We start from the raw sequence: 12,964 nt of genomic DNA on the forward strand, positions 1-12,964 counted from the left end.
GCGGCTCTCGCTACTCCGACGCCGCCCAGCGCCGCAGCGCGGCCTGCGACGCGCGATCCGCGTCGCTGACGGCGTCGGCGTCTCCCGCGACCCAGTCGCCCACGTCGAGCGGGGCCGTCTCGTCGGGGTCGGACGCGCCACCTGTCCGACGGCCGGAGTCCACACCGGGGCTCGCCGCGGCGCCCAGGTCGCCGTCGTCGAAGAAGGCGGTGTCGGCCGGGTCGAACGCATCCGTCTGCATCGAGGTGTCGGCCCCCGATGCCGGCGCCTCGGGCATCCGGCCGAGCAGCGCGATCGCATCGTCGACGTCCAGCCCCTCCTCCGCGAGAAGATCGTCGTCGATGACGGTGTCGGCGAGCGAGGTCAGCAGGGCCACCGCGTCGTCGATCACGTCCTGGCGTCCGACGTCGTCGCCGTGCACGAGCCACTTGGCGAACTCGAGCTCCGCGTACAGGCGGGCCCGCGTGCGCAGGGTCGCATCGGGGGTGCGGGCGCTGCCGGCGAGGTAGGCCGCGAGCACGTCCGCGGCGGCATCGGGCGCCGACGAGAGCCACCGCAGGTCCACGGCGGGATCGCCCACGGCCAGTCCGCTCCACACGAGCAGGCCCGTGACGGTCGGCACACCGGCGCGGTCGGAGATGAGGAACGCGTCGGACGTCGTGCCGCCGAGGGTGAGCACCGACTCGAAACGCCACACGTGATCGGCCGCGAGCGCGCGGCTCCAGCGGGAGAGCAGAGAGACCGGGATGCCGTGGTGGCTCGCGGTCACCCGGTCGAGGAGGCGGGAGACGTCGGCGCGGACCTGGTCCGGCGTCAGCACGGTGAGTCCCTCGGCACGGGCGACCGATTCCGGAAGCGCATGCACCGCGGCGATCGCCGCGCCCAGCGACGTCGCCGCGCCGCGCCCCGGCGGAACGTGCGCGGCCTCGACCCGGTATCCGTCGAGATGGTCGGTGACGATGGCGGGGACCTTGCCGAGCGCCGTGCGGCCGAGCAGCTGCGGTGCGGCGAACGGCAGCTGGGCCCGCACACCCCAGGTCAGCGCGCGCAGGGCGCGTGCCTCCGCCCCGAGCTCCGCCGCGGTGTCGGCGTCGGTCGCGACCCGGACCACGACGCGGCGGCCGTCGTCGAGGTCGGCCACGGCCGAGTCGTAGCGGCCCGCCCCGTGCTCGGTGAGGGCGGCGACGCCCACGACCGACGCATCCGGCAGAGCCGATGTCACCGTCGCCGCTAGAGTGAGAGGGGAGCGTGCCATGCCCCCCAGGGTAGGTCGGCCCGGGCGGTCGGACGCGTCGCCACGCCCTGGACGGAGGTATCGATGACCGCTCGGACGAGCCGCGACATCCTGGCCCCGGCCACCCGTGGATTCGACCGATCCGCCCTGGAACGGGACGACCCGGACCTGGTCGAACGGCTCCGGCGGGACGCGGCCACCCGGGTGCTCGTCGTGCACGGCGACGCGGCCCAGATCGACGCCGGCGTGCTGCGAACCCGGTCGGCCGCTGAGGCGCCCGAGGGTGGACGCTGGGCGTTCCTCGGTCGCGACGAGCAGGGCCGCGCCGTGCTGCTCGCGGCGTTCGACGCCGACGAGGCGCGTGACGAGGCGCAGCAGGACGGCCCGGGCTGGGCGCCGCTGCGGATCGCCGCCGCGGAGCTCGCGGGCGGCGACGGCGAGATGCTCGGCACCGCGGTGAGCCTCGGCCGCTGGCTGCTCGGAGCGGACTTCTGCCCGGTCTGCGGCGAGCGGATGCGGCTGACGACGGGCGGCTGGGCGCGCCTGTGCGACGGATGCGGCCGGGAGCAGTTCCCCCGCACCGACCCGGCGGTGATCGTGGCGGTGGAGAGCTCGTCCGACGCCGATCGGCTGCTTCTCGGATCGAACGCCCTATGGAACTCCGACCGATACTCGTGCTTCGCCGGCTTCGTGGAGGCGGGGGAGTCGTTGGAGGGCGCCGTCGTCCGGGAACTGCGCGAGGAAGCGGGTGTCGAGGTGGAGGACGTGCGCTACCAGGGCTCGCAGCCGTGGCCGTACCCCCGTTCCCTCATGCTCGGGTTCCGCGCGCGGGCCACCGATGACGCGCAAGCGCGCGCCGACGGCGATGAGATCGCCGCGCTGCGATGGTTCACGCGCGACGAGCTCGGGCAGGCGCTGAGCGACCCGTCGTCCGTCGACTTCGTCCTCCCCGGCCGCTCCTCGATCGCGCACCGGCTGATCGCGGACTGGCACGCGGAGACGATGTGAGCGTCCTCGACGGACTCGACGAGCGGCAGCGCGAGGCGGCGACGGCTCTGCGCGGACCCGTGTGCGTGCTGGCGGGTGCCGGCGCCGGCAAGACCCGCGTGATCACGCACCGCATCGCTCACGGCGTCGACACCGGTGCCTACTCGCCGGGCCGCGTGATGGCGGTGACGTTCACGGCGAAGGCCGCCGGCGAGATGCGCGGGCGACTGCGGGCCCTCGGGGTCGAAGGCGTGTCGGCGCGCACGTTCCATGCCGCGGCGCTCGCCCAGCTCAACTTCTTCTGGCCGACGGTGGCGGGCGACACGGCCCCCGCGATCGTCGACAACAAGGTGCGGCTCCTGGCTCACGCGGCCGACGGGATCGGCCTGACGCTCGACACGCCGACGCTGCGGGATGTCGCAGCACAGATCGAATGGCGCAAGGTCACGATGCGCTCCGTGGACGCGTACGCGCGGGCGCGCCCGGGCGGGGTGGGGCGGCTCGGTGTCGATCGGGTCGTCGATCTGCAGCGCGCGTACGAGAAGCTCAAGGATGAGCGGCGCCAGCTCGATTTCGAAGATGTGCTGCTCGCGTGCGCGGGCATGCTCGAGGCCGAGCCGCGCGTCGCGATGGCAGTGCGGGAGCAGTACCGGCACTTCACGGTGGACGAGTTCCAGGATGTCTCTCCGCTGCAGCACCGGCTGCTCGAACTCTGGCTGGGCGACCGTCACGATCTCTGCGTCGTGGGCGATGCGAGCCAGACGGTGTACTCGTTCGCGGGAGCGGACGCGTCATTCCTGCTCGACTTCGACAAACGGCATCCGGACGCGCGCGTGGTCCGGCTCGAGACGAGCTACCGCTGTGCCCCGCCGGTGCTGGAGGTCGCGAACGAGCTGATGCGCGGCCGCGCCGGTGCACTTCGCCTGCATGCGCCCGAGACCCGGGACGGCGACGTGTCGGCGCCGGAGCCGGTCGTCACGACGTATCCGGATGATGCGGCCGAGGCCCGCGGGGTCGCCGAAGCCATCGCGGCGCAGATCCGTCGCGGTGCCGATCCCCGGTCGATCGCCGTGCTGTACCGCGCCCACGCGCAATCGGCCGAGCTGCTCGGCGCGCTCGCGGCGCTGCAGATCCCGGCGACGGTGCTCGGCGGCCGCCGCTTCTTCGATCTGCCGGAGGTGCGCCAGGCGGTGCTCGCGCTGCGGGGCGCCTCCGTCGCGCCGATGAGCGCGGGGTTCGTCGAGACCGTGCGCGACGTGCTGCGCTCCCTCGGGCTGACCGACGACCCGCCGCCGGCCGGTGGAGCGCTACGCGATGCCTGGGAGGCGCGCCGTGCGCTGCTGCGGCTCGCCGAGGAGGCGCCGGCGCACACGACGCTCCGCGTGTTCACCGACGACCTGATGGCGCGCGCCAAGGACCAGCACGAGCCGGCGCTGCGCACGGTGACACTCGCGACGCTGCACGCAGCGAAGGGGCTGGAGTGGGATCACGTGCATCTCGTCGGCGTCGCCGAAGGTCTGCTCCCCATCTCCTACGCGACGACGTTCGAGCAGGTCGACGAGGAGCGCCGGCTCGCGTATGTCGGCGTCACGCGGGCCGCGCGATCGCTGTCGCTGTCGTGGTCGCGGGGCGGCGAGGATCGCTCTCCCCGTGCCGCATCGAGGTTCCTTCAGGAGATCGGCAGCCGCAGTCTTCGTGCTGTCGATGCACGCGCCACGAGCGCCGCGGCGAGACGGCGCTCAGGCTCACCGATCGCGCCGAAGCGGACCGGCCGACGGGTGCCATGACCATCCGTGCGGCGACGAGCCCCGCCTCGAGCGCGAGACCGGCGCCCGCCTCGACCGGCGCACACTCCAGCAGCTGACCGGCCAGTGCCGGCCACGCAGGATCCAGATCGCGGCGCTCCGCTGCCACGCACATGAGGCACGGCGTACGGCCTGGCTCGACGAGCGGGCCGATCGTGACGCCACCGCCCACGAAGACGACCGGCAGGTGGGGCGTGTCGTCCCGCAGCAGGGCCGCCGCGACCCGCGGGTCGGTGACGTGCGACGAGACCAGGACGACGATCTGCCCCGGGCCTGCATCGCGCCCTGCCGCGCCGGCGGCACTCAGAGCCGCTGCGACGTGCGACGCGGCGTCCGTGGGAGCATGATCGGTCTCGCGCACGACGGCGGTACGGGGCGCGGTCGTCGTCGCGGGAGGGCACAGCACCGGCGCGAGGGCGTCGACGAGCGCGCGGGCCTCCCGTTCGGTGCCGCCGAGTGCGAGCGCGACCGGCCCCAGCGCGGTCTCGGGCACACCGCGCGTGAGCTCGGTGACCATCCGCTGCTGCCAGGGCGTCGGCGCGTCGAGCACTGCGCGAGCTTCCACGCCGAACTGCAGGGTGTCGGGGCTCCGCCACAGGGGCGGCTGGGTCGGATCGAGGACGAGCATGTCCCGATTGTGCGCGCTCGCAGTGCGTCTCTGGCGGTTGTCCACAGGCGTCGCTCGGCCGCGCTCGATCGGCGCGCCTTGGGGAGGCGCCGACGGCTCGGACCCGCCGCCATCCTGGCCCCGCGGTCGCCCTCGGACAGGCCGTGGCTCAGACGGGGTGCGGCCCCTCGGGCCGGTCGTCCTCGGGCCGGTCGTCCCCCGAGCCGCCGTCGGTCTCGCCGCCGTCGCCGCCGTCGGCGTCCGATCGCAGGGGCGGCACGTCCCCGCGCAGCAGCGCGTCGAGCGCATCGTCCATCGCGTCCCGCGGAGCCTGCTCGCCGCGCGCCCGCGCCTGCAGCCGCACGATGAGGCCCGACGGGTCGTCGATGTCGGCCGCCGCCGGCATGAGGTCGGGGTAGTCCCACAGGGCGTCGCGATCAGCGACGCCGACGGCATCCGTCACCGCCTGCCACATCGCCGCAGCCTCCCGCATGCGCCGGGGCCGCAGCTCGAGGCCCACGAGGGTTCCGAGTGCCTTCTCGGCCGGCCCGCCGGAGGCACGGCGTCGCCGCACCGCCTCGGCGACCCTCGCCGCCGAGGGCAGACGCTGCGTGGCGGCCGCCGTCACGACGTCGACCCATCCCTCGATGAGAGCGAGCAGGTTCTCCAGCCGGGTGAGGGCGGCGGTCTGCGCCTCGGTGCGCGCGGGCAGCAGCGCGCCGTTCTGCAGCGCGTCGCGCAGCTCTTCCGGATGCGACGGATCGAACCGCGAGGCGAGGTCCTCGAGCGCCTCGGTGTCGACGCGCACGCCCCGAGCGAACTCGGTCACCTGGCTGATGACGTGCAGACGCAGCCACTTCGCGTGGCGGAAGAGGCGCGCGTGAGCGAGCTCGCGCGTCGCGAGATACAGAGCCAACTGGTCCTCGGGCACCTCGAGGTCGCGACCGAAGTCGGCGAAGTTCTGCGGCAGGATCGCGCCCTGGCCCGCCGGCATGATCGGGATGCCGACGTCGCCGCCCGTGACCACCTCGAGGGAGAGCTGCCCGATCACCTGGCCGAGCTGGGTGGCGAACAGACTGCCGCCGATCGTGCGCATCACGCGGCCGGCGCCCTGGATGAGCTGCTGCATGTCCTCCGGAGCCTGCGAGCTCATGGCATCGGTGAGGGCATCGGCGATGCTCGTCGCGACCGGCTCGGCCAGCTCCTGCCACACGGGGAGAGTGGCCTCGACCCAGCCGCCGCGGGTGATCGCCTGAGGCGGCGTCGCCAGCTCGGAGATCGTCGTCGCCTCGCCGAGCCACAGCGTCGCGAGCGAGAACGCCTGGTCGAACTCGCCGCGCTGACCGCTCGTGACTCCGAGGTCGGTCTGATTGGCGATGTGCAGCGCCTGACGCTTCGCGACATCCCACGAGATGCCGCCCTCCGGAGCCTGGCTGAACGCCGTGTGCAGCTGCTGCATCATGTTCTGCATCATCGTCGGGTCGAGGCCGAGGGCGCGCATCTGCTCGAGCTGCTCGGGGTCGACACCGCCGCTCTGGCCGCCGAACAGCTGCCGCAGCAGCTCCTGGAAGTCGTCCTCCGGGCTGCGGTCGTCGTCTGCCACTTCAGCCGCCTTTCAGCAGGGTCGGGGTTCACGTTCTACGCTAGTCGCACGGATCGCACCGATCCCCGGCCGAATGCGCGTCATCCGTACGCCGGTCGCGAACGACCAGACCCGGAAGGTCCGAAGTGGCGCTGTTCGACGAGAACGTGACGATCACGCCTGCGCCACGTCGCCAGCGTCCCCGGTCGACGGTCGTGGGGCTGTGGGCGCTCACCGTCGCGCTCGTCGTGCTGCTGGTGCTCACGTTCCTTCCCACCGCGTACGTCATCCAGCGGCCGGGACCCGTCTTCAACACGCTCGGCACGACCACCGACACGGATGGGACGAAGGTCCCCCTGATCGCCGTGGACGGGGCCCCGACGTATCCCACCGAGGGGGCGCTCGACCTGCTCACCGTGCAGGTCGTCGGGAACCGCGAGCGCACCCCGTCCTGGCTCGAGCTCGCCGCCGCGTGGTTCGACCCGTCACGCGCCGTCCTGCCGATTGACGCCGTGTTCCCCGAGGGCCAGACCTCCAAGGAGCGCGATCAGGAATCCGCGGAGATGATGGTCGACTCGCAGAAGGAGGCGACCGCGGCCGCCCTGACGCATCTCGGCTACACCGTGACGCCGAAGATCACCGTGTACTCGCTCGTCGAGGATTCCCCGGCACAGGGCATCCTGCAGAAGGGTGACGTCATCCTCACCGCCGATGGGACGACGATCACGGATGCCGACACCCTGCGCTCCGTCATCGCGAAGGCCGCCGGCAGCCCGGTCACGCTCGGCATCGACCGCGGCGGGGCTCGTCAGACGGTGCAGGTGGAGCCCACGCAGACGACGGTGAACGGCAAGACACAGTGGATCATCGGCGTCACCCTCATCACCGACTTCGACTTCCCGATCGACGTCACGATCCAGCTGAACAACGTCGGCGGTCCCTCGGCGGGGATGATGTTCGCTCTCGGAATCATCGACACCCTCACGCCGGGAAGCCTCAACGGCGGGAAGCAGGTCGCCGGCACCGGAACCATCGACGCGAAGGGCACGGTGGGGCCGATCGGGGGGATCCGCCAGAAGCTGTACGGCGCGAAGGACGCCGGGGCCGACTACTTCCTCGCTCCGAAATCGAACTGCGACGAGGTCGTGGGGCACGTCCCGGCCGGTCTGCGCGTGTTCTCGGTCACGAAGCTCGACGACGCGCTGACGGTGATCGATGCGGTGCGCGACGGGGGAGACCTCGGCACTCTCCCCACCTGCGGCGGCTGACGCATCCCGAGGCGACCCATAGGTGGGGCGGCCTAGGATGAACGGGTGACCACGACACCCGCCCCTGCCCCGGCCACGCCCCACCGTTCCCGTCGCGTCATCGCGATCTCACTCGTCATCATCGCCGCCCTGGTGGTGGCGTTCTTCGTTTTCGCGAACCTGTACACCGACTGGCTCTGGTACGAGCAGCTGGGCTTCGCGGGGGTGCTCACGACGCAGTGGTTCGCCCGGATCGCGATGTTCGCGATCGGCTTCGTCGGGATGGCGCTGCCGGTCTGGCTGTGCATCCAGCTCGCATACCGGCTGCGTCCGGTGTACGCCCGGCTGAGCTCCCAGCTCGACCGCTACCAGGAGGTCGTCGAGCCGCTGCGCCGGCTGGCGATGTGGGGCATCCCGATCTTCTTCGGGTTCTTCGCCGGGTTCGCCGCGTCGACGCAGTGGGAGACCACCGCGATGTGGCTGCACGGCACGTCGACCGACGTCACCGACCCGCAGTTCCACCTCGACACCGGCTTCTACATGTTCGCGATGCCGTTCTACAGCGCGGTGCTCGGCTTCACCTCGGCAGTGCTGCTCATCTGCCTGCTGGTGACCGCGGTGGTGTCGTACCTGTACGGATCGGTGCGCATCGGGCAGCGCGAGCTGCGCATCTCGAAGGCCGCCCGCATCCAGTTCGCCGTCCTCGCCGGGGTGTACCTGCTCGTGCAGGCGGTGAGCCTGTGGCTCGACCGCTACAAGACGATGGTGTCCGACAACGGTCTCATCACGGGGCCGGGCTACACCGAGGCGAACGCCGTGATCCCGGGCCAGATGATCCTCGCGATCATCGCCGCGATCGTCGCCGTGCTGTTCTTCGTCACCGCTGTGATCGGCCACTGGCGGTTCCCGCTCATCGCGACGGCGCTCCTGGTCGTCTCGGCGATCGTGGTCGGAATGGCGTATCCCTGGGTGGTCAACGTCGTGCAGGTCAAGCCGAACCAGCTGACCCTCGAGGCCGAGTACTACCAGCGCAACATCGACGCGACGAAGACCGCTTACGGACTCGACGACCTCCAGACCACCAACTTCGCGGCGAAGACCGACGCGACGAAGGGCCAGCTGCGGGCGGATGCCGACACCACGGCGCAGATCCGGATCATGGACCCCGCGATCATCGGGCCGACGGTGCAGCAGCTCGAGCAGTATCGCTCGTATTACCAGTTCAAGAACCCGCTCGACGTCGATCGCTATCAGATGGGCGACACCTCGCAGGACACCGTCGTGTCGGTGCGCGAGCTGAACCTCGGCGCCCTCGGCTCGAACGCGACGTGGCAGAACACGACGCAGATCTACACGCACGGCTACGGGCTGGTGGTCGCGAAGGGCAACGCCCGCACGAGCGACGGCAAGCCGGTGTTCCTCGAGCGCGGCATCCCCACCACCGGATTCCTCGGCAAGGGCTTCGAGCCGCGCGTGTACTTCGGTGAGTCGTCGCCGACATACTCGATCGTCGGTGCTCCCGCCGGGTCGGCGCCTCTCGAGCTCGACTACCTCTCCGGTGCCGAGGGCACGAACGAGGTGAAGACGACGTTCTCGGGCGACGGCGGGCCGAACATCGGCAGCTGGTTCAACCGGCTCGTGTACGCGCTGAAGTTCCAGTCGGAGCAGATCCTGTTCTCCGACAGCATCAACGAGAAGTCGCAGATCCTCTATGACCGCAAGCCGGTCGACCGGGTGAAGAAGGCGGCGCCGTATCTGACGCTCGACGGCGATCCGTACCCGACGGTCGTCGACGGGCACATCGTCTGGGTGGTCGACGGCTACACCACGAGTGCGGAGTACCCCTACTCGCACACGACCGGCTTCGCGAAGGCGATCGCCGACTCGACCAACCCGACGCCGACGCTCGCCGGGCTCGACGACATCAACTACATCCGCAACTCCGTGAAGGCGACGGTCGACGCGTACGACGGGCATGTGACGCTGTATGCGTGGGATGCCGACGACCCGGTGCTGAAGACGTGGGAGAAGATCTACCCGGCGACGGTCGAGCCGCTGTCGAAGATGAGCGGCGAGCTCATGAGCCACGTGCGCTACCCGACCGACCTGTTCAAGGTGCAGCGGTCGGTGCTCGGCACCTACCACGTCGACGACGCGTCGTCGTTCTATCGCAGCGACAACAAGTGGGTGACCCCGCCAGACCCGCAGAACAAGGACGAGCTGCAGCCGCCGTACTACCTGACGATGAAGATGCCCGGGCAGGATGCGTCGGAGTACTCGATGTTCACGAGCTTCATCCCGGCCTCCGACGCCGACTCGGAGTCCTCTCGAAACGTCCTGATGGGCTACCTCGCGGTCGACTCGAACGCGGGCACCGATACAGGGAAGAAGCGCGCCGGCTACGGAAAGCTGCGCATGCTCGAGATCAGCGCCGACACCCCGGTGCCGGGACCGGGGCAGGTGCAGAACAACTTCGATGCCCAGCCGAGCGTGTCGTCGTTCATCAACCTGCTCAAGCAGGGACAGTCGCAGGTGCTGCCCGGCAACCTGCTGACGCTGCCGGTGGGTGGCGGTCTGCTGTACGTGCAGCCGGTGTTCGTGCAGTCGTCGGGTGCGACGAAGCTGCCCACGCTGCAGAAGGTGCTGGTCGCGTTCGGTGACAAGGTCGCGTTCGAGGACACCCTCGGCGAAGCGCTCGACAAGCTGTTCGGCGGCGACTCGGGGGCCGCGACTGGCGACCAGAACGTGACGCCGACGCCCACGCCGACCCCGGGCGAGACGCAGAAGCCCGGTCAGGGTGGCGGCACAGGCACCGGCGTGGAGGCGTCGGTCGAGTTCCAGGCCGCGCTGCAGGAGGCGAAGCAGGCGATGACCGATCGCCAGGCCGCCATGGAGAAGGGCGACTGGGCGGCGTACGGTGCCGCCGATGCCCGCCTGACGGCAGCCCTCGACAAGCTGCTCCAGCTCAGCGGCGACCAGTAGCCCGTCGAGAGGGGTGCGGCCGCGTCGCGGCTGTGCCCCTCCCGGATCGGGCTGGGCTTGCGCTCGTAGTCTCAGACGTGCACGCACGCGGTGCCGCCACCCTGCCGACGGCCAGCGGGCGATGCACGCGGTTCGCCCACGACGGCCGCCGCATTCCACTCCCGTTCAGGTGCGTTGTCGGATGAGTTGGAGGAGTCGGGTTTTGGATTTGGTGGGGTGGCGCCAGCGCCTCGCGGGGTCGAACCAGGCGGGTCCGCGGATCTCGGGGACCCCGTCGTTCATCCGGATCTCCCATGGCCCGGTGTCGATGAACCGGTGATGACCCCAGCACAACAAGACTCCATTATCCGTGTGCGTGGGTCCGCCCTTGGCGTAGTCGAGGACATGGTGGATCTCGCACCAGGCGGCGGGGATCCCGCATCCGGGGATGATGCATCCGCCGTCGCGGACGGTGATCGCCTTGCGCTGGTTCGCGTTGAAGACCCGTTCCGGGGTCCCCAGTTGCACGATCTTCCCGTTGTCTCCCAGGACCACCCGTTGCAGCACTCCCGCGCAGGCGGTGTGCGTCGCAGTGTTGATCGATAGCGGTTGCTCGATCCCCTCCAGGAACGCCCACCCCGCACCTCGGGCGAGATCGGTGGCGTTCACCGTGACCAGCAGTGTCGGGGCGGCGCCGCCGATGGTGGGCAGGTTCCCGGACGCGGCGGCGGCGAACAGGGCCGACGCGAGCGCATCATGCTGCTTCTGGGTGCGGGTGCGCTGATCGATCCACGCCCCCTCCGCATCACGTTCCCCCAACCCGCCCGACCCGCCGGAAGCGGTGCCGGGCTCGGTGAACCGGACACCGCCTGCCACGGTTGCCCCGTCCTGCTCAGCCGACGGGTCAGAGTTGACGTAGGGGGAGTTGATGGCGTCGAGGATGCGTTGCATCTGCGCGGCCAGTTCCGGCACGGCGTTGCCGTGGAAGGGCACCAGCCCGTCCTTGGGTGCTCCGAGCACGAACGAGCGGCGGCGGGCGGTGTCCCGGTCGGTGGGTTCGTCGCCGTCCTGATCCAACGCGCACGACCAGATCTCCGCCTGCACTCGCAGCAGGTCCGCCGATGCGGCCGGTTGTTCGTCCGGGCCGTCGCCGCGGGCGAACGCGGCGATCGCCGCGTCGGCGGCCAGCACCTGGAACCGGTCCACCCGGTCCCGCATCCGCAGCATCGGCCCGGCCACCGCCACCACCCCGTCCACACCGACGTGCCCGTCGCGCAACGCGTCCCGCATCGCGGGCAGCTTCGCCGGCCGGCCTTCCCCACCGACCGGGTCCCACCAGGTGGCGACACCGCGTTGCGCGTTCTCCAGGCGGGCCGCGGTGTGCGGGCCGCACCGGGTCAGGCGCTGCACGAGCTCGTTCACGTCATGACAGCCCACCCGGGTGGTGAGCCGTTCCGACCTGTCTCGTTGCCGGGACCGTTCCACGATCTCCGCGACACTCTCCACCAGCACCGCCTCCACCAGCCGCTGCACATCCCCCGCGGCCGTGACCGCCTCAAGCAGATCCACATCCGACGCGGCGTGCATCGTGGCGTCGTCGAACACGCCGGACACGATCGTGGCGAGCTGCTCACGCAACCCCTCCAACATCGTCGTCGTGTTCTCCATACCCTCCATTGTGACGACCACCACCGACACTGAAACCGCCGATCAACCCACGGATCCGGAACTGTGGACAACACGAATCGCGCCTCGAATCAGCGCATCTGGGGAGGCGTCCCCGACGCGGAAGCATGACTCATGAACGGCGCGCTCGATTGGGACCTGGCCGTGGATCGTGTTAGGCTGTAGAAGTGCCGCGGGGTGGAGCAGCTCGGTAGCTCGCTGGGCTCATAACCCAGAGGTCGTAGGTTCAAATCCTGCCCCCGCAACCAAAGACGACAGAGGCCCTCGCATCGCGGGGGCCTCTGTCGTTTCGTCCATCAGCGGTCGTACTGGGACCGCCAGCGCACGAGCGGCCGTACGCCCCACGGCATCCGGGCGCTCATCGCCCGCACCTCGCCGGCGGCGAGGACGTGCGTGGCGACACGGTGCAGAACCGTGACCTCGAGGTCGAACCAGGCGAGCGCCCCGGCGATCAGCGCCGGCCCATCCGCATCGCGCCGAAAATGCGGCACCTGATCGAGCAGGCCCACGAGCGGTGCACCCGGCTCGCCCAGCCAGTCGGCGATCCGCCGCTGATCATCGGCGAGCAGACTCAGTCCGAACCGACCCGACGTCGCGACGGCATCGGCGATCCGCGATAGCTCGTACAGGCTCACGAGCAGCGTCGGCGGGTCGTACGACACCGAGAGGTGATCCGTCACCGTCACCGCGTGGTCCCACGAGCCCTGCCGCGCGGTCACCACGGCCACGCCCTTCGCCGCGAGAGTCGACAGCGCCTTGTACGCCTCCTGGTCATCCAGGGTCGGTCGATCAGCCAGGCGGCGCTCCGGCTGCGTGGCACCCGTTGCGGGGGAGTCGCCCATCCTCGTCCTCTCC

Annotated in this window: 8 protein-coding genes and 1 tRNA gene; 5 read left to right on the plus strand and 4 right to left on the minus strand. The window is 70.7% G+C overall.

Translation table 11 applies throughout. The features are described 5' to 3' along the window. Positions 1 to 10: 10 nt before the first annotated feature. Entirely contained in the window at positions 11 to 1,255 is a 1,245-nt protein-coding gene (locus tag AC3RX1_RS05275; RefSeq protein ID WP_491500196.1) for a phosphotransferase, read from the minus strand. 63 nt (positions 1,256 to 1,318) lie between these two features. Between AC3RX1_RS05275 and nudC the strand changes: the two genes are divergently transcribed. Both nudC and AC3RX1_RS05285 read left to right on the plus strand, forming a co-directional pair. After that, positions 1,319 to 2,242, plus strand: a complete 924-nt coding sequence (gene nudC / locus AC3RX1_RS05280; protein ID WP_491500197.1) for an NAD(+) diphosphatase — start codon at positions 1,319 to 1,321, stop codon at positions 2,240 to 2,242. Continuing rightward, complete coding sequence (locus tag AC3RX1_RS05285; protein ID WP_491500198.1) at positions 2,239 to 4,008, plus strand: ATP-dependent helicase; 1,770 nt, start codon at positions 2,239 to 2,241, stop codon at positions 4,006 to 4,008. The genes nudC and AC3RX1_RS05285 overlap by 4 nt, the downstream gene beginning before the upstream one ends. Before the next feature lie 794 nt (positions 4,009 to 4,802). Here AC3RX1_RS05285 and AC3RX1_RS05290 read toward each other — a convergent pair. Next, positions 4,803 to 6,236, minus strand: coding sequence for a zinc-dependent metalloprotease (locus AC3RX1_RS05290; protein WP_491500199.1), 1,434 nt, complete (start codon positions 6,234 to 6,236; stop codon positions 4,803 to 4,805). A 125-nt stretch (positions 6,237 to 6,361) separates the two neighbouring features. On the opposite strand from AC3RX1_RS05290, the gene AC3RX1_RS05295 reads away from it, so the two are divergent. Both AC3RX1_RS05295 and AC3RX1_RS05300 read left to right on the plus strand, forming a co-directional pair. Then, positions 6,362 to 7,483: a YlbL family protein gene (locus AC3RX1_RS05295; RefSeq protein WP_491500200.1), complete on the plus strand. Its 1,122-nt coding sequence runs from the start codon at positions 6,362 to 6,364 to the stop codon at positions 7,481 to 7,483. A 45-nt stretch (positions 7,484 to 7,528) separates the two neighbouring features. After that, complete coding sequence (locus tag AC3RX1_RS05300) at positions 7,529 to 10,444, plus strand: UPF0182 family membrane protein (protein ID WP_491500201.1); 2,916 nt, start codon at positions 7,529 to 7,531, stop codon at positions 10,442 to 10,444. A 165-nt stretch (positions 10,445 to 10,609) separates the two neighbouring features. On the opposite strand, the gene AC3RX1_RS05305 is transcribed toward AC3RX1_RS05300, so the two are convergent. Beyond that, the gene (locus tag AC3RX1_RS05305) at positions 10,610 to 12,028 is read right to left on the minus strand and encodes an HNH endonuclease signature motif containing protein (protein ID WP_491500202.1); all 1,419 of its coding nucleotides are present in this window, start codon (positions 12,026 to 12,028) and stop codon (positions 10,610 to 10,612) included. 252 nt (positions 12,029 to 12,280) lie between these two features. Here AC3RX1_RS05305 and AC3RX1_RS05310 point away from each other — a divergent pair. Beyond that, a tRNA-Met gene (locus tag AC3RX1_RS05310) sits at positions 12,281 to 12,357 on the plus strand. 48 nt (positions 12,358 to 12,405) lie between these two features. On the opposite strand, the gene AC3RX1_RS05315 is transcribed toward AC3RX1_RS05310, so the two are convergent. Then, positions 12,406 to 12,951, minus strand: a complete 546-nt coding sequence (locus AC3RX1_RS05315; RefSeq protein ID WP_491500203.1) for a flavin reductase family protein — start codon at positions 12,949 to 12,951, stop codon at positions 12,406 to 12,408. Positions 12,952 to 12,964: the final 13 nt, after the last annotated feature.

The organism is Microbacterium altimontanum, assembly GCF_058349865.2.